This is a genomic window from Kitasatospora dryopteridis, from assembly GCF_050749075.1.
In the GTDB taxonomy this organism is placed as follows: Bacteria; Actinomycetota; Actinomycetes; order Streptomycetales; family Streptomycetaceae; genus Kitasatospora.
This window is the reverse complement of the sequence record NZ_CP192749.1, coordinates 2,233,237-2,253,302: the sequence shown is the minus strand read 5'-3', so window position 1 is coordinate 2,253,302 and position 20,066 is coordinate 2,233,237. Positions and strand designations below refer to the sequence as shown.

Below are 20,066 nucleotides of genomic sequence, written 5' to 3'. Positions count from 1 at the left end.
TGGGACCCGGACGGCGCTGGCCGGGTCGGTGGCGGCCGTTCGCCCCGGCCGGGGCGAACGCGGACTCGGAGGTCTCAGACGATCTCGCGGAGCAGACCGGTGTGGACGTCGAACACGAAGCCGCGGATGTCGTCCTTGTTCGGCAGGAACGGCGAGGTGCGCACGCGCTCCATCGACTGGCGGACGTCGCCGTCCAGGTCCACGAAGGCCTCCACCGCCCACTGCGGGCGCTGGCCGACCTCCAGCTCCAGCTCGCGGCGGAAGTCCTCGGTCAGGCCGAGCAGACCGCAGCCGGTGTGGTGGATCAGCACCACCGAGCGGGTGCCCAGGGCACGCTGGCTGATGGTGAGCGAGCGGATCGTGTCGTCGGTGACGACACCGCCCGCGTTGCGGATGATGTGGGCGTCGCCGAGTTCGAGGCCGAGCGCGGCGAACAGGTCGAGGCGGGCGTCCATGCACGCCACCACGGCGACCTTCTGCACGGGGCGGGCGTCCATGCCGCCGTCGCGGAAGTCCACCGCGTAGGTGCGGTTCGAGTCCACGAAGCGGTCGATGATCCCGGAAACGGTGCCGGCAGCGGCGTCCGGCGCGGAACGGTCGGGGGTCACTGTCATGGTGACGAAGGTAATCCGAATTCCAGTGCCATGGTGCGGGCGGCCCGGTGCTGTGATCGAGTCCATAGCCCGCCGCGCCCGGGCCCGGGAGGGATTGCGGACTTGCTCCCGTTTTGCCCGGCGCGGGGCCGGCCGGTGCGCCTGGCCGCCCCCGCCCCGGTGCGCCGCCCCCCACCTGCGAGGAGCCGTACCTCCGCCCGGGTGGTCCGCCGCCGGGGAGCGTTGACTCGCCGGGCCCGGGCGATAGTCTGGCGGCGCAGTGGAGCACTGCCCGTACGCCCCGCCGACGCCCCCCGGGCCGGCGCCGGGGCCACCCGTACGCAGCCCGCGGCCTCCACCCGCTCCTGTGTCACCTGGCGCACCTTCCCCGGTGCCGGGCGGTCACTCCTTCCCCAAGCGAGCGGGCGGGGACCGCGGGCTGCGTGCGCGACCGGCTGCGGGAGGCGCCCCGGCGGTGGGCGAGAATGGGGCCAGCCGTCCGGGCCCGGGCGGCCGCACCGAGGAAGGGCGCCACCGCGCAATGAGCAACGAGAGTCCGGCACCCAGGCACGTCCCGGTGATGCTGCAGCGCTGCATGGACGCACTGGCCCCGGCGGCCTCCGCCCCCGGCGCGGTCGTGGTGGACGCCACGCTCGGCCTCGGCGGCCACAGCGAGGCGATCCTCACGCAGTTCCCCGAGGCCCGGCTGGTCGCCGTCGACCGGGACCCGGTCGCGCTGGAGCTCTCCGCCGAGCGCCTCGCCCCCTTCGGCGACCGCGCCACCCTGGTGCACGCCGTGTACGACGAGATCCCGCGCGTCCTCGACGACCTCGGCATCCGCGAGGTCCAGGGCGTCCTGTTCGACCTCGGCGTCTCCTCCATGCAACTGGACGAGGCCGACCGCGGCTTCGCCTACGCCCAGGACGCCCCGCTCGACATGCGCATGGACCAGACCCGCGGCCTGAGCGCCGCCGAGGTCCTCAACACCTACAGCCACGGCGACCTCGCCCGGATCCTCAAGGTGTACGGCGAGGAGCGGTTCGCCGGGAAGATCGCCTCGGTGATCGTCCGCGAACGGGAGAAGGAACCGTTCACCACCAGCGCGCGTCTCGTGGAGTTGGTACGCAACGCCATCCCGGCGGCGACCCGGCGCACCGGCGGCAACCCGGCCAAGCGCACCTTTCAGGCCCTGCGGATCGAGGTCAACGGGGAGCTGGAGGTGCTCGACCGGGCCATCCCCGGGGCGCTGGAACGCCTCGCGGTCGGCGGGCGGATCGTGGTGATGTCCTACCAGTCCCTGGAGGACCGCCTGGTGAAGCAGTACTTCCAGGCAGGCGCCACCTCCACCGCCCCGCCCGGGCTGCCGTTCGTACCCGAGGAGCACCAGCCCTGGCTGAAGCTGCACACCCGCGGGGCGGTGCTGGCCACCGAGGAGGAGATCGAGGAGAACCGGCGCGCCGCGCCCGTCCGGCTGCGCGTGGCGGAGAGGATCAGGGCGACCCGGGGCTGACCGGGTGGGCGAACGAGCGAGGAACGGCGAGAGGGAGGGCGCAGTGCCGGTGGCCGGCGGTGGGCCCGTGCTGCCCGTGGGCGGGCGGGGTGGGCGGACCCGGAGGAGCGGAGCACTGCCGGGGCAGGCGGGCCGGGGGCGGATCACCGCCGGGCCCGGATCCCGGTCGGTCCGCGGACGGACCCCCTTCGCCGTCCTGATCGTGGTGCTGCTCTCGGCCGGCCTGCTCGGCCTGCTGGCGCTCAACACCGCCCTCAACGAGGGCTCCTTCGAGCTGTCCCGGCTCAAGAAGCAGACCACCGACCTCACCGACGAGCGCCAGGGCCTGCAGGCCCAGATCGACCGGGACGCCGCCCCGGACGCCCTCGCCCGCCGCGCCCGCGAACTGGGCATGGTCCCCGGCGGCGGCCCGGCCTTCCTGCAGGACGACGGCTCCGTGCTCGGCAAGCCCGGCCAGGCCCAGGACAGCCCGCCGGTCAAGCGCCCCGAGGACACCGCCTCCGCGGCCGCCCCCTCCTCGGGCGCACCCGCCGACCCCAACGCGGGCACGAGCCCGAGCCCCGGCCCGTCCGCCTCCGACGACGGCGTACAGATCGCACCGGCCCCGCCCGCCGCCACCGCCACCCGCACCGGGGGCGCCCGATGAGCACCCCCCGCAGGCCGCACGGCCCCGGCGACCGCCGACCGCACCGCCCCGCGCGGCCCGGCGAGGCCGGCCGCAACCCCTCCGACCGCGTCCGCGCCCCCCGCCCGCGCTCCGCCGACCAGGCCCGCCAGACACCCCGCCGCGGCAGCGAACCGCGCGCCGCCCGCCCCGCGGCCCGCCGCCCGCAGCGGCCCGCGGCCCGCCCGCAGCCGCGCATGATCCGCCTCGCCGACCCGCGCCGCCGGCTGCGGGCCGCCGGCATCGCCCTGGTCGTGGTCTTCACGGTGTTCGCCGGCCGGCTCGTCCAGCTCCAGCTGCTCGACTCCCACGCGCTGGCCGCCGAGGCCGGCGCCAACCAGTACGTCCCGGTCGTGCTCTCCGCGGAGCGCGGCTCGATAACGGCCTCCGACGGCACCGTGCTCGCCACCACCGTGGACGCGTACGACATCACCGCCGACCCGACGCTGTTCACCCCCGAGGCCACCCACGTCCCGGACGCGCCCGAGCAGGCCGCCGCCCTGCTCGCGCCGATCCTCGACCTGCCCAAGGAGAAGATCGCCGGGCTGCTCCACCTCAACCCGAAGAACCCCAAGAGCCGCTACGCGCTGCTCGCCGCCCGGCAGACCCCGGAGGCCAAGAACCGGATCTCCGACCTGCGCGCCAACCTGGCCAAGCAGGCCGACACCAAGGCCTGCCGGGCGCAGCGCCAGCTGCTCGGCAAGCCCGCCGACAAGGGCGGCCGCAGCTCGGTCGACACCGCCTGCGCCAACACGCTGGCCGGGGTCGTCTACTCGCCGAGCAAGCGGCGGGTCTACCCGGCCGGAGACCTTGCGGGCAACCTGGTGGGCTTCGTCAATGCCGAGGGCACCGGCACAGGCGGCCTGGAACTGCAGTTCCAGAAGGACCTGGCGGGCGTCGACGGGCGCTCCACCTACGCCTCGGTCGGCGGTTTTTTTTTTTTTTTTTTTTTTTTTTTTTTTTTTTTTTTTTTTTTTTTTTTTTTTTTTTTTTTTTTTTTTTTTTTTTTTTTTTTTTTTTTTTTTTTTTTTTTTTTTTTTTTTTTTTTTTTTTTTTTTTTTTTTTTTTTTTTTTTTTTTTTTTTTTTTTTTTTTTTTTTTTTTTTTTTTTTTTTTTTTTTTTTTTTTTTTTTTTTTTTTTTTTTTTTTTTTTTTTTTTTTTTTTTTTTTTTTTTTTTTTTTTTTTTTTTTTTTTTTTTTTTTTTTTTTTTTTTTTTTTTTTTTTTTTTTTTTTTTTTTTTTTTTTTTTTTTTTTTTTTTTTTTTTTTTTTTTTTTTTTTTTTTTTTTTTTTTTTTTTTTTTTTTTTTTTTTTTTTTTTTTTTTTTTTTTTTTTTTTTTTTTTTTTTTTTTTTTTTTTTTTTTTTTTTTTTTTTTTTTTTTTTTTTTTTTTTTTTTTTTTTTTTTTTTTTTTTTTTTTTTTTTTTTTTTTTTCCGGATCGTGCCCAGCTCCGGCGGCAGCCAGCACGCCCCGGTGCCCGGCACCGACCTGCGGCTCACCGTCGACAAGGACATCCAGTGGGCCGCCCAGCGGGCCATCACCGACCAGGTCGCCAACGCCGGGGCGGAGAAGGGCTACGTCGTCGTCCAGGACGTGAAGACCGGCCGCATCCTCGCCATGGCCACCTCGCCCGGCCTCGACCCGAACAAGCTGTCCACCGCCCGGCCCGAGCAGCTCGGCAACGCCGCCGTCCAGGACGCCTACGAGCCCGGCTCCACGGCCAAGCTGATGACCATGGCCGCCGTGCTCGACACCGGCACCGCGACCTGGGACACCCACGTCACCGTGCCGAACACGCTGCAGCGCTCCGACCGGGTGTTCCACGACGACATCGACCACGAGACCTGGTACCTGACGCTGGCCGGCGTGCTCGCCAAGTCCTCCAACATCGGCACCATCGAGGCCGCCGAACACCTGGGCAAGAACCAGGCCGAGGCCAACAAGGTGCTCGGCGGCTACCTGCAGAAGTTCGGCATCGGCCAGCCCAGCGGCCTCGGCTTCCCCGGCGAGACCCGCGGCATCCTCGCCAAGCCGGAGGACTGGAAGGGCTCGCAGCAGTACACCATCCCGTTCGGGCAGGGCCTGTCGGTCAACGCCCTGCAGGCCACCTCGGTGTTCTCCACCATCGCCAACGGCGGGGTGCGGGTCGCGCCGAGCCTGGTCATGGGCACCACCGGCCCCGACGGCCGCTACACCCAGGCCCAGGCCGGCGCACAGACCCGGGTGGTGAGCGAGGCGACCGCCAAGACGCTGACCGAGATGCTGGAGTCCGTCGTCACCGACGAGCAGGGCACCGGCACCAAGGCGGCCATCCCCGGCTACCGGGTCGCCGGCAAGACCGGCACCGCCAACCGCGTCGACCCGAAGACCGGCCGGTACTCCGGCTACACCGCCTCCTTCATCGGCTTCGCACCGGCCGACCAGCCACGGGTGACGGTCTCCTGCGTCATCCAGAACCCGGTCAACGGCCACTTCGGCGGCCAGCTCTGCGGTCCGGTGTTCAAGCAGGTGATGGAGTTCGCCCTGAAGACCCTGCGGGTCGCGCCGAGCGGCAGTGCGGCGCCGAACCTGCCCGTCGAGTGGAAGCCCTGATGAGCGACGCCCCCGACCACCGCAGCAGCCACCCGCACTCCGCGGGGCGGAACGACGGGGGCACCCCCGCCCGGTTTGGCCCTGGAGGCCCTTCGGCCGATACCCTGCCCGCCGTGCCGAAACCCGATCAAATCTCCGCGAGCCCGCCCCGCCCCTCCAGCCCGGCGGCGCTGCCGCTCGCCGAGGTCGCCCGACTGCTGGGCCTGGCGCCCGTCGAGGGCGCGGAGGCCACCGGCATCACCCACGACTCCCGCGCGGTGCGCCCGGGCGACGTGTACGTGGCGTTCCCCGGTGCCAACCACCACGGTGCCGCCTTCGCCGGGCAGGCCGCGGCGGCCGGCGCCGTCGCCGTCCTGACCGACCCGGCCGGCGCCGAAATCGCCGCCCCGGCCGGACTGCCGCTGCTGGTCGTCGACAACGTCCGCGGCGCGATGGGCCACCTGGCCGCCGCCGTGTACGGGCGCCCCAGCGAGCAGCTGCTGATGATCGGCCTGACCGGCACCAACGGCAAGACCACCACCTCCTACCTGGTCGAGGCCGGGCTGCGCGGCGGCGGACTGCTGCCCGGGGTGATCGGCACCGTCGAGATGCGGGTCGGCGACGAGCGGATCAAGAGCGAGCGCACCACCCCCGAGTCGACCGACCTGCACGCGGTCCTCGCGGTGATGCGCGAGCGCGGCGCCTCCGCCGTGGTCATGGAGGTCTCCAGCCACGCCCTGGTCTTCGGCCGGGTCGACGGGGTGCTGTACGACGTCGCGCTGTTCAACAACCTCACCCCCGAGCACCTCGACTTCCACCCGGACATGGAGGACTACTACCGGGCCAAGGCCCGGCTCTTCCAGACCGACAAGGCCCGCCGCGGGGTGGCCAACTTCGACGACCCGTACGGCCGCCGGCTGGCCGGCGAGGCGCCGATCCCGGTCGCGACCTTCTCCGCGAAGGGCGACCCGGAGGCCGACTGGCGGGCCGTCGACGTCCAGCTCGGCCCGGCCGGCTCCACCTTCCGCGTGGTCGGCCCGGACGGCGCCGCCGCGGACGCCTCGGTGCCGCTGCCCGGCCCGTTCAACGTCGCCAACGCGCTCGGCGCGATCACCGCGCTGGTCACCGCCGGGGTGCCGCTGCCCGCCGCGGCCGCCGGCGTCGCCGCCTCGACCGGCGTCCCCGGCCGCCTGGAGCGGGTCGACGCCGGGCAGCCGTACGTCGCCGTGGTCGACTACGCGCACAAGCCTGACGCCCTGCAGGCCGTCCTGGAGTCGCTGCGCGAGGTCACCAAGGGCCGGCTGCACGTGGTCGTCGGCTGCGGCGGCGACCGCGACCCCTTCAAGCGCGGCCCGATGGGGGCCATCGCCGCCCGGATCGCCGACACCGCCGTCCTGACCAGCGACAACCCGCGCTCGGAGGACCCGCTGGCGATCCTCACCGCGATGCTCGCCGGCGCCGCCGAGGTGCCGGAGGAGGAGCGCGGCGAGGTGCTGGTGGTGCCGGACCGCGCCGAGGCGATCCGGCAGGCCGTCGCCCGCGCCCACGCCGGGGACACCGTGCTGGTGGCCGGGAAGGGCCACGAGGTCGGCCAGTACGCGAAGGGCGAGGTCCGCCCCTTCGACGACCGGGACGAACTCCGCGAGGCCATCACGCGGGCGACCACCCGCCCCGAGCCGAAGGGCGCGCCGCCCGCGGCGGAGCCGCCGACCGGCTCTGTGGAAGCGATGAGCGACAAGCGAGGCACGAGCGCCGGAGCGAAGAGTGCCGGCGCCGGGTCAGGAGCGCCCGGAGGCGAGCGGGCGACAGACACAGAAGGAGAGCAGCCGTGATCGCACTGACCCTGGCCGAGGCCGCCGCGGCGGTGGGCGGCACGCTCGACGGTGCCGACCCGCAGGCCGTGGTGACCGGGTCGGTCGTGGTGGACTCCCGCCAGGTGCAGCCGGGCGGCCTGTTCGTCGCCTTGGTGGGCGAGCACGTGGACGGGCACGACTACGCCGCGAAGGCGGTCGGGGCGGGCGCCGTCGCGGTGCTGGCCTCCCGTCCGGTCGGCGTGCCGGCGATCCTGGTCGACGACGTGGTGGCGGCCCTCGGCCGCCTCGCCCGCGCCGTGGTGGAGCGCGCCACCGGCACCGCCGTGGTCGCGCTGACCGGCTCCTCCGGCAAGACCAGCACCAAGGACCTGATCGCGCAGGTGCTGCAGCGCCGCGGCGAGACCGTCTACCCGCCCGGCAACCTCAACAACGAGATCGGGCACCCGATGACGGCCCTGCGGGTCGAGCCCGCCACCCGGCACCTGGTGCTGGAGATGGGTGCGCGGCACAAGGGCGACATCGAGTACCTGACCGGCATCACCCCGCCGAGCATCGCGATCGTGCTGAACGTCGGCACCGCCCACGTCGGCGAGTTCGGCTCCAAGGAGGGCATCGCCGAGGCCAAGGGCGAGATCGTCGAGGCGCTCGGCGCCGACGGCGTCGCCGTCCTGAACGCCGACGACCCGCTCGTACGCGCGATGGAGACCCGTACCAAGGGCCGCGTCGTGCTGTTCGGCGAGAGCCGGGACGCCCACGTCCGGGCGGCGGATGTTCGCCTGGACGACACCGGACGTCCTTCCTTCACGCTGATCACCCCAGCCGGTTCCGCACCCGTGAACCTGCGCCTGTACGGTGAGCACCACGTCTCGAACGCCCTCGCCGCCGCAGCGGTGGCGGTGGAGCTCGGGATGCCCGTCGACGACACCGCCGAAGCGCTCAGCGAGGCGGGTGCGCTGTCCCGCTGGCGCATGGAGGTCGTCGACCGGGCCGATGGTGTCACCGTCGTCAACGACGCCTACAACGCGAACCCGGACTCGATGCGGGCCGCGCTCAGGGCGCTGGTGTCGATGGCGGGCCGCGGTCCGGAGCGCCGCCGCACGTTCGCGGTGCTCGGGGAGATGCGGGAGCTCGGCGGGGACAGCCTCGACGAGCACGACGCCATCGGGCGGCTCGCCGTCCGGCTCGACGTCACCAAGCTGGTGGCGGTGGGCGGACGCGAGGCGGCCTGCATGGAACTCGGCGCGAGGAACGAAGGTTCGTGGGGTGAGGAGTCGGTGCTGGTGTCCGACGCGGACGCGGCGATCGAGCTGCTGCGCAGTCAGCTGCAGCCTGGGGACGTGGTGCTGGTGAAGGCGTCCCGTTCGGCCGGCCTGGAGAAGGTCGCCGAGGCCCTGCTCGCCGATGGGGCCGCTCAGTGAAGCAGATCCTCTACTCCGGCGGCATCGGTCTGATCCTGTCGCTGCTGGGCACGCCCGCCCTGATCAAGCTGCTCGCGCGGCACGGCTACGGCCAGTACATCCGCGACGACGGCCCCAAGGCGCACCACAGCAAGCGCGGCACCCCCACCATGGGCGGCATCGCGTTCATCCTGGCGACGCTGATCGCGTACTTCGCCACCAAGGCGATAGCGGGCGAAACACCCACGGCCTCCGGCCTGCTGGTGCTGTTCCTGACGGCGGGTCTGGGCCTGGTCGGCTTCCTCGACGACTACATCAAGGTCGTCAAGCGCCGCTCCCTCGGCCTGCGGGCCAAGGCGAAGCTGCTCGGCCAGTCCTTCGTCGGCCTCGCCTTCGCCGTCCTGTCGCTCCAGTTCTCCAACAGCCGCGGTCTCACCCCGGCCTCCACCCACCTGTCCTTCGTCAAGGACTTCAGCTGGTCCATCGGCCCGGTGCTCTTCGTCATCTGGGCCTACTTCATGATCGCCGCGATGTCGAACGGCGTGAACCTCACCGACGGCCTCGACGGCCTCGCCACCGGCGCCTCGGTGATGGTCTTCGGCGCCTACGTCTTCATCGGCGTCTGGCAGTACGGCCAGACCTGCGCTCACATGATCACCGCGACCGCGAACTGCTACGACGTCCGCGACCCGCTGGACCTGGCCGTCGTCGCCTCCGCCCTGATGGGCTCCTGCTTCGGCTTCCTGTGGTGGAACACCTCGCCCGCCAAGATCTTCATGGGCGACACCGGCTCGCTCGCCCTCGGCGGCGCCCTCGCCGGCCTCGCCATCTGCTCCCGCACCGAACTGCTGCTCGCCCTGCTCGGCGGCCTGTTCGTCATCATCACCCTGTCGGTGATCATCCAGGTCGGCTCGTTCCGGATGACCGGCAAGCGCGTCTTCAAGATGGCCCCGCTCCAGCACCACTTCGAGCTCAAGGGCTGGAGCGAGGTGCTGATCGTCGTCCGCTTCTGGATCATCCAGGGCCTGTGCGTCGCGGTCGGCCTCGGACTCTTCTACGCAGGATGGGTGGCCGGATGACGGAGAACCCCGACTGGAACGGCCTGAGGACCGTCGTGGCAGGCCTCGGCCTGTCCGGCGTCAGCGCCGCCCGCGTGCTGCGCGACCTCGGCGCCGAGGTCACCGTCGTGGACGGCGGCGACAGCCCCGCGCTGCGCGCCAAGGCCGCCGACCTCACCGGCATCACCGTCCGCCTCGGCGACGGCGAGACCCTGCCCGAGGGCACCGAACTCGTCGTCACCTCGCCCGGCTGGCCGCCGAACAGCCCGCTGTTCCTCGCCGCCGACGCCGCCGGCGTCCCGGTCTGGGGCGACGTCGAACTCGCCTGGCGACTGCGCCGCCCGCACCCCGCCACCGGCGAACCCGCCCCCTGGCTGGCCGTCACCGGCACCAACGGCAAGACCACCACCGTCCAGATGCTCGCCTCGATCCTCACCGCCGCGGGCGAGCGCACCGCCGCCGTCGGCAACGTCGGGGTCTCCGTGCTGGACGCGGTCCTCGCCGAGGAGCCCTACGACGTCCTCGCCGTCGAGCTCTCCAGCTACCAGCTGCACTGGGCGCCCTCGCTGCGCCCGCACTCGGCGGCCGTCCTCAACCTGGCCCCCGACCACCTCGACTGGCACGGCTCCATGGAGGCGTACGCCGCCGACAAGGGCCGCATCTACGAGGGCAACAAGGTCGCCTGCGTCTACAACCTGGCCGACCCGGCCACCGAGGCGCTGGTCCGCGAGGCCGACGTCGAGGAGGGCTGCCGGGCCGTCGGCTTCGGCCTGAACGCCCCGGGCCTGTCCAACTTCGGCGTGGTCGACGGCCTGCTCGTCGACCGGGCCTTCGTCGAGGACCGGGCCAACAACGCGGCCGAGATCGGCGCCGTCTCCGACATCGTGCCGCCCGCCCCGCACAACGTCGCCAACGCGCTCGCCGCGGCCGCCCTCGCCCGCGCCTACGGCGTCGACGCCAAGGCCGTCCGCGACGGCCTGCGCGCCTTCCGCCCCGACGCGCACCGGATCGCCCAGGTCGCCGTGGTCGACGAGGTCACGTACATCGACGACTCCAAGGCCACCAACACCCACGCGGCCGCCGCCTCGCTCGCCGCGTACGAACCGGTCGTCTGGATCGCCGGCGGCCTCGCCAAGGGCGCCACCTTCGACGAGCTCGTCGCCTCCGCCGCCGACCGGCTGCGGGCCGCCGTGCTCATCGGCCAGGACCGCGCCCTGATCCGGGAGGCGCTGGCGCGACACGCCCCGGATGTGCCCGTGGTCGAGGCGGCCGAGGGCCAGACTGGCGCGGTGGCGATGGCCGAGGTGGTCCGCACCGCGGCCTCGCTCGCCAAGCCCGGCGACACCGTCCTGCTGGCGCCCGCCTGCGCCTCGATGGACATGTTCACCAACTACGGCGAACGCGGCGACCTCTTCGCCGCCGCGGTGCTGGACCTGATGGAATAGCGGCAGCACGGCCGGGCGGCACCAGGGGTGCCGCCCGGCCCGTCCACGGAGAGACAGGGGGAGCACGTGTCCGGTGAGGGCAAGGCGGGAACGGCCGCCCCACCGGAGCGCGGCTCCGCCCGCCTCCAGCTGATCTCCGCGACCACCACCACGTTCAAGGCCGCCACCCCCGTCACCCGGCTCCGCGCCCTGCGGGCCAGGGTTCGCTGGACGCTGGACCGGCCGCTCACCCCGTACTACCTCATCCTCGGCTCCACCATGCTGCTCGTGGTGCTCGGCCTGGTCATGGTGTTCTCCTCCTCCCAGATCCTGGTGATGGAACACCGCCTGCCGATCACCTTCTTCTTCCGCAAGCAGCTGGTCGCCACCATGCTCGGCACCGTCATGCTGGTGCTGCTCGCCCGCACCCCCGTGAAGGCGCTGCGGCTGCTCGCCTACCCGCTGCTGCTCGCCGTGATCGCCGGGCTGCTGCTGGTCGCCATCCCCGGCATCGGCGTGATGGTCAACGGCAACCGGAACTGGCTGGGCTTCGGCTTCTTCCAGGTCCAGCCCTCCGAGTTCGCCAAGCTCGCCCTGATCCTTTGGGGCGCCGACCTGCTCGCCCGCAAGCACCGCACCCACACCCTCGACCAGTGGAAGCACCTGCTGGTGCCGCTGGTGCCGGGCACCGTCCTGCTGATGATGCTGATCATGCTCGGCGGGGACATGGGCACCACCATGGTCCTGGTCGCCATGCTCTTCGGCCTGCTCTGGATGGTCGGCGCACCGCTGCGGCTCTTCGGCGCCACCCTCGGCATCGCGGTGGTCGCCTGCACCGCCCTGATCATCACCGTGCCGCACCGGCTCGACCGCCTGGCCTGCATCGGCGTCACCAAACCGGACCCGAACCTCAACTGCTTCCAGGCCCTGCACGGCCTGTACGCCTTCGCCGCCGGCGGCCCCTTCGGCTCCGGACTCGGCGCCGGCGTCGAGAAGTGGGGCCAGCTGCCGGAGGCCCACACCGACTTCATCTTCGCCGCCACCGGCGAGGAACTCGGTCTGGTGGGGACGCTGTCGGTACTCGGACTCTTCGCGGCACTAGGCTACGCGGGTATCCGTGTGGCCATCGGCACGAAGGACCCTTTCGTCAGGTACGCCGCGGGAGCCGCCACCACGTGGATCATGGCGCAGGCCATGGTCAACCTGGGGTCGGCCCTGGGACTCCTGCCCATCGCGGGCGTCCCCCTCCCGCTGTTCTCCTACGGAGGGTCCGCCATGCTGGCGGCCATGTGCGCCATCGGTGTGCTGATCAGCTTCGCGCGCAGCACCCCGGCGGCAAAGGCGGCCCTCGCCGCCCGGACCCCCACCCGAGCCGGGACACTCCTGGCCCGGGTGCTGCCACGACGACGAACCACAGCGCGCAAGCCGGCCGCACGGCCGGCGCGCAGGGAGCGGTGAATTTCGGTGCATGTCGTACTCGCCGGCGGCGGGACCGCCGGTCACATCGAGCCGGCCATGGCCCTCGCGGACGCCCTCCGCAGGCACGACCCCTCCGTGGGGATCACCGCCCTCGGCACCGAGCGCGGCCTGGAGACCCGGCTGGTGCCCGAGCGCGGCTACGAGCTTGCGCTCATCCCCGCCGTCCCGCTGCCCCGCAAGCCCACCCCCGAGCTGATCACCGTTCCCGGCCGGCTCCGCGGCACCGTACGCGCCGCCCAGGACGTCATCGAGCGGGTCAGGGCCGACGTCGTGGTCGGCTTCGGCGGCTACGTCGCCATGCCCGCCTACCTGGCCGCCAAGCGCGCCGGCGTGCCGATCGTGGTGCACGAGGCCAACGCCCGCCCCGGCCTGGCCAACAAGATCGGCGCCCGCTACACCGACTTCGTCGCCGTCTCCACCCCGGACTCCAAGCTCCGCGACTCCCGGTACATCGGCATCCCGCTGCGCCGCACCATCGCGACCCTGGACCGCAACGCCGTCCGCCCGGAGGCCCGCCACTACTTCGGCCTCGACCAGCGGCTGCCCACCCTGCTGGTGTCCGGCGGCTCGCAGGGCGCCCGCCGGCTGAACGAGACCGTCCAGTCCATCGCCCCGCGGCTGCAGCAGTACGGCGTGCAGATCCTGCACGCGGTCGGCCCGAAGAACGAGCTGCCGCGGATCGACGACATCCCCGGCATGCCGCCGTACCGGGCGGTGCCGTACGTCGACCGGATGGACCTCGCCTACGCCGCGGCCGACCTGATGCTCTGCCGGGCCGGCGCGATGACCGTGGCCGAGCTGGCCGCGGTGGGCCTGCCGGCGGCGTTCGTGCCGCTGCCGATCGGCAACGGCGAGCAGCGGCTGAACGCCCAGCCGATGGTGAAGGCCGGCGGCGGCCTGCTGGTCGACGACGCCGAGCTCACCCCTGACTGGGTGCTGCAGAACGTGCTGCCGGTGCTCACCGACCCGGCCCGGCTGTGGGACATGAGCCGCGCCGCCGCCGAGTTCGGTCGCCGCGACGCGGACGAACTGCTGGTGCGCATGGTGTACGAAGCGATCGAGGCGTCCCGCGGCGGCCGCGGCCGTGGCTGACCCGGCCGTCGCCGACCCGGCGGGGGAGGACGACGCGCCGGTTCCCCGGCTGCGGCTCTCCCGGCGGGGGATCGCGGTGCTGTGCGCGCTCGGTTCCCTGCTCACCGGCGGGCTCTCCTGGCTGGTCTTCGCCTCCTCGGCCCTGGACGTGCGCGCCGTCGCCGTCCAGGGCCTGGACAGCGGCCGGCTCGGCCAGGACGAGGTCGCTGCGGCGCTCGGCGGCCTGCGGCACGGCCCGCTCGCCCGGGTCGACCTGGACGAGGCGGAGCGCCGGGTGGAGGCCGTGCCCCGGGTGGCGAAGGCCGAGGTCTGGCGCGGCTGGCCGCACACCCTGCGGGTGAAGGTGACGGAGCGTCGGGCGGTGGCCGCCGTCCGCACCGAGGACGGGAAGTTCGCGCAGGTCGACGCGGGGGGCTTCACCTTCGCCACCGAGCCGGCCGCGCCGCAGGGGGTGCCGGTGGTGGACCTGCAGCTCAGTCAGCAGGCGAACGAAGCGCTGGACCTGTTCGACCGGCCGGCCCTGGTGCACGCCGCGATCACGGTCGCCGCCGGCCTGCCCGCCGAGCTGTCCGGCAAGGCCGGCGCGGTGCAGGTGCACAGCTACGACGACATCCGGCTGCAGCTGTCCGGCGGGGCCACCGTGCGCTGGGGGAGCCCGGAGCGGACGGACCGCAAGGCCCGGGTGCTGGCCGCGCTGATCGGCCGGAAAGCCGCCATTTACGACGTGAGTGCGCCGGATGCCCCGGCCGTGTCGGGATGATCCGGTAAGTTCTTCCTGAAGGGGCGGTATTGACGGGGCCGAGGCTCCGGTCCGACCCTTGGTGGTCACCCCGGTTTCACCGGAGGGTCGATGATCACATAGGCTCAAAAGAAAAACGGGAAGCTCGGCGTGTTCGTTGAACACCGACCGGATGCGACCTACTGTCCTGTGTCACCAGGCTGTGTCCAGCAGCAATGTGACAGAGGTACAGCTACAACCCTAAACCTCAAGTTTAGGGTTCGGGTCGGCGGTCGGCATTTCGGACATACAGCACCGAAAGCGCGTGCTCCCCACCCATCGACATCCGTCGGCCTTCGCGACACGGGGAGCCGACCCGGAAATTCGAGGCGAGAGGCCTTCGACGTGGCAGCACCCCAGAACTACCTCGCAGTCATCAAGGTCGTCGGTATCGGCGGCGGTGGTGTCAACGCCATCAACCGGATGATCGAGGTCGGGCTCAAGGGCGTCGAGTTCATCGCGATCAACACCGATGCGCAGGCCCTCCTCATGAGCGACGCCGACGTGAAGCTCGATGTGGGCCGTGAACTCACCCGGGGCCTCGGCGCCGGCGCCAACCCCGAGGTCGGCCGCAAGGCCGCCGAGGACCACCGCGAGGAGATCGAGGAGGTCCTCAAGGGGGCCGACATGGTCTTCGTGACGGCCGGCGAGGGCGGCGGCACCGGCACCGGCGGCGCGCCCGTCGTGGCCAACATCGCCCGCTCGCTCGGCGCGCTCACCATCGGCGTGGTCACCCGCCCGTTCACCTTCGAGGGCCGCCGCCGGGCCAACCAGGCCGAGGACGGCATCGCCTCGCTGCGCGAGCAGGTCGACACCCTCATCGTCATCCCGAACGACCGCCTGCTGTCCATCTCGGACCGCCAGGTGAGCGTGCTGGACGCCTTCCGCTCCGCCGACCAGGTGCTGCTCTCCGGTGTCCAGGGCATCACCGACCTGATCACCACCCCCGGCCTGATCAACCTCGACTTCGCCGACGTCAAGTCGGTCATGTCGGACGCCGGCTCCGCCCTCATGGGCATCGGCTCCGCCCGCGGCGAGGACCGCGCCAAGGCGGCCGCCGTGATGGCGATCTCCTCGCCGCTGCTGGAGGCCTCCATCGACGGTGCCCGCGGCGTGCTGCTCTCCATCTCCGGCGGCTCCGACCTCGGCCTGTTCGAGATCAACGAGGCCGCCCAGCTGGTCAGCGAGGCCGCCCACCCCGAGGCCAACATCATCTTCGGCGCCGTCATCGACGACGCGCTCGGCGACGAGGTCCGGGTCACCGTCATCGCGGCCGGCTTCGACGGCGGCCAGCCCCCGGCGATCGTCCGCGAGCCGGTGGTCAAGGCCTCCACCAACCAGCCCGCGGCCGCCCCGGAGCGCCCGGCCACCCGGCCGTCCTACGGGATCGGCTCCGTGACGGCCCGTCCGGACGACTCCGACCGCACCTCCGACGTGCCGGCCCGGATCACCGCGCCCACCGTCCCGCCGGTGCCGCCGCAGGTGCAGCCCGCCCGCCAGCCGTACGTGGAGAGCCCCGCCGAGGAGCTCGACGTGCCCGACTTCCTGAAGTAGACGTCTCGCACGTGATTCCTCACATCAGTCGACACGGTGCTCACTTCGCCTCCACCACCCGGTGGGGCGGGGTGAGCACCTCGCCGTACGGGGAGCTCAACCTCGGCGGCGCGGTCGGGGACGACCCGGCCGCCGTCCGGCGCAACCGGGAGATCGCCGCCCGGGAGCTCGGGCTCGACCCGGCGGACGTGGTCTGGATGAACCAGGTGCACGGCAACGCGGTCGCCGTGGTGGCGGAGCGGCAGCCCGACGGGCAGGCCCCCACCGTCGACGCGGTGGTCACCGACCGCCCGCTCGCCCTGGCGGTGCTCACCGCCGACTGCACCCCGGTGCTGCTGGCCGACCCGGCCGCCGGAATCGTCGGCGCCGCCCACGCCGGCCGGCCCGGCCTGGCCGCAGGCGTCGTCCCGGCCGCCGTCCGTGCCATGGCGGAACTCGGCGCCGACCCGGCACGGATCACCGCCGTGCTCGGCCCCGCCGTGTGCGGCCGCTGCTACGAGGTGCCCGCCGCACTGCGCGACGAGGTCGCCGCGGTCGTGCCCGCCGCGTACGCCGAGACCTCCTGGGGCACGCCCGCACTGGACGTCGCCGCCGGCGTCGCCGCCCAGCTCGCCGGGGCAGGCGTCACCGACGTGGTGCGCTCCGACGTCTGCACCCTCGAGTCGGACGACCACTACTCCTACCGCCGGGAGCAGCGGACCGGCCGCCTCGCGAGCTACGTCTGGTTGGGCCCCGATCTCTCATGACGAACGACATCTACGGACCGTTCCCCGGCGGTGCCGAATTCCTCGCCGCCCTCGACGAGCGGCAGCGCGAACGGTACGAGGAACTCGGCGCCAACCTCGAGGTGGTCGAGAAGCGGATCGCCGACGCCTGCTCCGCCGCCGGCCGCGCCCGCGACGAGGTCACCCTGGTCGTGGTCACCAAGACCTACCCGGCCGAGGACACCGCCCTGCTCGCCGGACTCGGCGTCACCGACGTGGCCGAGAACCGCGACCAGGACGCCGCGGGCAAGGCCGAGCAGTGCGTGAACCTGCCGCTGACCTGGCACTTCGTCGGCCAGCTGCAGACCAACAAGGTGCGCTCGGTGGTCCGCTACGCCCACCTGGTGCACTCGGTGGACCGCCCGCGGCTGGTCGACTCGCTCTCCGCGGCGGTGCGGGGATCGGGGCGCGCGCCCCTCGGCTGCCTGGTGCAGGTGGCACTCGACAAGGAGGCCGGGGAGGGCGCGCACCGGGCCGGGGTGGCGCCGTCCGAGGTGGAGGCGCTGGCCGACCTGATCGCCGCCGCGCCCGGTCTGCGGCTGGACGGCCTGATGACGGTCGCTCCGCTGGCCGGTCCGTTGGCCGGCGACCCGGCCGCGGCCTTCGCCAGGCTCGCGGAAATCGCAAGCGCCGTACGGGCGAGCCATCCGGCTGCCACGATGGTGTCCGCAGGCATGAGCGGGGATTTGGAGCAGGCCGTGGCAGCCGGAGCGACACATGTACGCGTCGGTACGGCGGTACTCGGCGTGCGGTCACCGCTCGGGTAACGTCACCGGTTAGTAGATCAGACTGCAGGACAAAACAGGACAGAACCTAGCAGCCGTTCCAGCGCGCTAGCGAAAACTTCGTGGATCGCATCTCCGCAGAATCTCCACGGCCTGACGGGCCGTCGGTCCGGCGAGCCCGGGCCGCTGCGGAGACCGCAGGCCGAGGCCGGAGTCGGAGCCGATCCACCACAGAGCGGAGGAGACAGGAGCATGGCCGGCGCAATGCGCAAGATGGCGGTCTACCTCGGCCTCGTGGAGGACGAGACGTACGACGGCCAGGGTTACGACCCCGACGACGACTACGACGCCGACCCGGAGCCGATCCGCACCGGCCGCACCGAGGACCTGCGCCCGGCGGCGGCCGAGCGCCCGGCGCCCGCGCCGGTCGCGCACATCGCACCGCAGCCCGTGCCGGCCGCCGTCCCGATCCGGCAGGAGGCGCCGCGGATGGCGCCCGTGTCGTCCATCACACCCGACCGCCGCCAGAACCTGGAGAAGAGCTCCCCGGTGATCATGCCCAAGGTAGTGAACGAACGAGAGCCCTACCGCATCACCACGCTGCACCCGAGGACCTACAACGAGGCCCGTACCATCGGGGAACAGTTCCGCGACGGCACACCTGTGATCATGAATTTGACCGAGATGGACGACACGGACGCCAAGCGGCTCGTAGACTTCGCCGCTGGACTCGTCTTCGGTCTCCACGGCAGTATCGAGCGCGTGACACAGAAGGTGTTCCTCCTGTCTCCTGCTAACGTCGATGTCACGGCGGAGGACAAGGCTCGGATCGCCGAGGGTGGGTTCTTCAACCAGAGCTGACCCGGCCACGACTTTACGTGTGGACCGATCGACGGTGCGTCACTGACGGGCTGATGACCAGGAGAGGGAGACGAGATGGGGATCGTCGGGGCGGTGCTGTACTACGCGCTGACAGTCTTCCTGCTCATCCTGCTCTTCCGCCTCGTGATGGACTGGGTCTTCCAGTTCGCGCGCTCGTGGCAGCCGGGAAGGGCCATGGTCCTGGTCCTGGAGGCCACGTACACTGTCACGGATCCGCCGCTCAAGCTTCTTCGGCGCTTCATCCCGCCGTTGCGTCTCGGGGGCGTGGCGCTCGACCTGTCCTTCTTCGTACTGATGATCATTGTGTATGTCCTGATCTCGCTCGTGCGGTCCCTGTCGTTGTGAGCGATGCGACAGGATTCCGGAGTGCCGACGATCACGTTGAGGTGAAGAGATGCCATTGACCCCCGAGGACGTTCGGAACAAGCAGTTCACGACCGTCCGGCTGCGCGAAGGCTATGACGAGGACGAGGTCGATGCCTTCCTCGACGAGGTCGAAGCCGAGCTGACCCGCCTGCTTCGCGAGAACGAGGACCTGCGCGCCAAGCTGGCCGCCGCCACGCGTGCCGCCGCGCAGAACCAGGCCAACATGCGCAAGGAGCCGCCGCAGGACGCCCGTCCCGGCGGCGCCCCGGTGCCCGCCGCCATATCCGGCCCGCCGGTGCCCGGCCAGCAGCAGGGCCCCGGTCCCCAGCAGATGGGCGGCCCGCAGCAGCAGATGGGCAACCAGCCCCTCGGCCTGCCGTCCGGCGCCCCCGCCCTCCCGCCCGGCCCCGGCGCCGGCCAGATGGGCCAGCCGCAGCAGATGGGTCAGACCATGGGCGGCCAGCAGCAGCTGGTCCAGCCGATGGGCGGTCAGATGCTGCAGGCCATGGGCGGTCCGATGGGCCAGCCGCAGCAGATGGGCCAGACCATGGGCGGCCAGCAGCAGCTCGCGCCGATGGGCGGCCCCATGGGCCAGCCGATGGGCCAGCCGATGGGCCAGCCGATGGGCGGCCCGCTCGGTGGCCCGATGGGCCAGCCGCAGCAGCAGCCCGGCGGCGACAGCGCCGCCCGCGTGCTCGCCCTCGCCCAGCAGACCGCCGACCAGGCGATCTCCGAGGCGCGCTCCGAGGCCAACAAGATCGTCGGCGAGGCCCGCAGCCGCGCCGAGGGCCTGGAGCGGGACGCCCGCGCCAAGGCCGACGCCCTGGAGCGGGACGCCCAGGAGAAGCACCGCGTCGCCATGGGCTCCCTGGAGTCCGCCCGCGCCACGCTGGAGCGCAAGGTCGAGGACCTGCGCGCCTTCGAGCGCGAGTACCGGACCCGCCTGAAGTCCTACCTCGAGACCCAGCTGCGCCAGCTGGAGTCCCAGGCGGACGACTCGCTGGCCCCGCCGCGGATCCCGGCCACCGCCTCGCTGCCCCCGGCGGCGTCGTCGATGTCGCCGGCCACCTCCTCGGTGAGCAGCCCGAGCTTCGGCAGCCAGCCCTCCTTCGGCGGCAACCAGCCGTCGTTCGGCGGCAACGGCCAGTCCTTCGGCGGGAACTCCTTCGGCGGCGGCAGCAGCCCGAGCTTCGGCAGCCAGCCGGGCGGCAGCGGTGCCGCACAGATGGCTCCCGCCGGGATGACGCAGCCGATGGCCGCGGTGCGGCCGCAGCCGCCGCAGCCGATGCAGCAGGCGCCGGCCCCCATGCGGGGCTTCCTCATCGACGAGGACGGCGACAACTAAGCACCACCCACATCGAGGGCGCCCCCACTGTGATCAACATCACGGCGGGGGC

16 protein-coding genes and 2 pseudogenes are annotated in these 20,066 nt (G+C 71.1%); 17 read left to right on the top strand and 1 reads right to left on the bottom strand.

The features are described 5' to 3' along the window. Window positions 1–74 precede the first annotated feature (74 nt). On the bottom strand, window positions 75–614 hold the full coding sequence (locus tag ACQ614_RS10220) for a beta-class carbonic anhydrase (protein ID WP_363489399.1): 540 nt from the start codon (window positions 612–614) through the stop codon (window positions 75–77). Window positions 615–1,134: 520 nt separating this feature from the next. On the opposite strand from ACQ614_RS10220, the gene rsmH reads away from it, so the two are divergent. The 17 genes and pseudogenes from rsmH (at window position 1,135) to ACQ614_RS10135 (ending at window position 20,014) form a co-directional block, all read left to right on the top strand. Next, window positions 1,135–2,103: a 16S rRNA (cytosine(1402)-N(4))-methyltransferase RsmH gene (rsmH, locus tag ACQ614_RS10215; protein ID WP_363489401.1), complete on the top strand. Its 969-nt coding sequence runs from the start codon at window positions 1,135–1,137 to the stop codon at window positions 2,101–2,103. 202 nt (window positions 2,104–2,305) lie between these two features. Further along, a complete protein-coding gene (locus ACQ614_RS10210) occupies window positions 2,306–2,749 on the top strand; it encodes an FtsB family cell division protein (protein WP_431678135.1) in 444 nt (147 codons plus the stop codon). After that, window positions 2,746–3,624, top strand: a pseudogene (locus tag ACQ614_RS10205) (cell division protein); the annotation flags it as partial. The gene ACQ614_RS10210 and the pseudogene ACQ614_RS10205, both read left to right, overlap by 4 nt. Window positions 3,625–4,199: 575 nt before the next feature. Beyond that, a pseudogene (locus ACQ614_RS10200) lies at window positions 4,200–5,357 on the top strand (peptidoglycan D,D-transpeptidase FtsI family protein); the annotation flags it as partial. 113 nt (window positions 5,358–5,470) lie between these two features. After that, window positions 5,471–7,168, top strand: coding sequence for a UDP-N-acetylmuramoyl-L-alanyl-D-glutamate--2,6-diaminopimelate ligase (locus tag ACQ614_RS10195; protein WP_431683881.1), 1,698 nt, complete (start codon window positions 5,471–5,473; stop codon window positions 7,166–7,168). Continuing rightward, the gene (locus ACQ614_RS10190; protein ID WP_431678133.1) at window positions 7,165–8,568 is read left to right on the top strand and encodes a UDP-N-acetylmuramoyl-tripeptide--D-alanyl-D-alanine ligase; all 1,404 of its coding nucleotides are present in this window, start codon (window positions 7,165–7,167) and stop codon (window positions 8,566–8,568) included. Before ACQ614_RS10195 ends, ACQ614_RS10190 begins: the two co-directional genes overlap by 4 nt. After that, on the top strand, window positions 8,565–9,626 hold the full coding sequence (gene mraY, locus ACQ614_RS10185; protein WP_363489409.1) for a phospho-N-acetylmuramoyl-pentapeptide-transferase: 1,062 nt from the start codon (window positions 8,565–8,567) through the stop codon (window positions 9,624–9,626). The genes ACQ614_RS10190 and mraY overlap by 4 nt, the downstream gene beginning before the upstream one ends. Next, window positions 9,623–11,050: a UDP-N-acetylmuramoyl-L-alanine--D-glutamate ligase gene (murD, locus tag ACQ614_RS10180; protein WP_431678132.1), complete on the top strand. Its 1,428-nt coding sequence runs from the start codon at window positions 9,623–9,625 to the stop codon at window positions 11,048–11,050. Before mraY ends, murD begins: the two co-directional genes overlap by 4 nt. A gap of 66 nt (window positions 11,051–11,116) precedes the next feature. Beyond that, the gene (gene ftsW / locus ACQ614_RS10175; protein ID WP_431678130.1) at window positions 11,117–12,487 is read left to right on the top strand and encodes a putative lipid II flippase FtsW; all 1,371 of its coding nucleotides are present in this window, start codon (window positions 11,117–11,119) and stop codon (window positions 12,485–12,487) included. Between the two features lie 6 nt (window positions 12,488–12,493). Further along, complete coding sequence (murG, locus tag ACQ614_RS10170; RefSeq protein ID WP_431678129.1) at window positions 12,494–13,600, top strand: undecaprenyldiphospho-muramoylpentapeptide beta-N-acetylglucosaminyltransferase; 1,107 nt, start codon at window positions 12,494–12,496, stop codon at window positions 13,598–13,600. After that, window positions 13,593–14,360 carry a cell division protein FtsQ/DivIB gene (locus tag ACQ614_RS10165; RefSeq protein ID WP_431678128.1) on the top strand — a complete coding sequence of 256 codons (768 nt, stop codon included), beginning with the start codon at window positions 13,593–13,595 and terminating at the stop codon, window positions 14,358–14,360. Before murG ends, ACQ614_RS10165 begins: the two co-directional genes overlap by 8 nt. Before the next feature lie 363 nt (window positions 14,361–14,723). Further along, window positions 14,724–15,932, top strand: coding sequence for a cell division protein FtsZ (gene ftsZ, locus ACQ614_RS10160; RefSeq protein WP_431678126.1), 1,209 nt, complete (start codon window positions 14,724–14,726; stop codon window positions 15,930–15,932). 11 nt (window positions 15,933–15,943) lie between these two features. Further along, the gene (pgeF, locus tag ACQ614_RS10155) at window positions 15,944–16,678 is read left to right on the top strand and encodes a peptidoglycan editing factor PgeF (RefSeq protein WP_431678125.1); all 735 of its coding nucleotides are present in this window, start codon (window positions 15,944–15,946) and stop codon (window positions 16,676–16,678) included. Then, on the top strand, window positions 16,675–17,463 hold the full coding sequence (locus ACQ614_RS10150) for a YggS family pyridoxal phosphate-dependent enzyme (RefSeq protein ID WP_431678124.1): 789 nt from the start codon (window positions 16,675–16,677) through the stop codon (window positions 17,461–17,463). Before pgeF ends, ACQ614_RS10150 begins: the two co-directional genes overlap by 4 nt. A 210-nt stretch (window positions 17,464–17,673) precedes the next feature. Next, the gene (locus tag ACQ614_RS10145) at window positions 17,674–18,282 is read left to right on the top strand and encodes a cell division protein SepF (protein ID WP_344627430.1); all 609 of its coding nucleotides are present in this window, start codon (window positions 17,674–17,676) and stop codon (window positions 18,280–18,282) included. A gap of 75 nt (window positions 18,283–18,357) precedes the next feature. After that, complete coding sequence (locus ACQ614_RS10140) at window positions 18,358–18,648, top strand: YggT family protein (protein WP_100890667.1); 291 nt, start codon at window positions 18,358–18,360, stop codon at window positions 18,646–18,648. 49 nt (window positions 18,649–18,697) lie between these two features. Next, a complete protein-coding gene (locus ACQ614_RS10135) occupies window positions 18,698–20,014 on the top strand; it encodes a DivIVA domain-containing protein (RefSeq protein ID WP_431678123.1) in 1,317 nt (438 codons plus the stop codon). The last annotated feature ends 52 nt before the right edge of the window (window positions 20,015–20,066 follow it).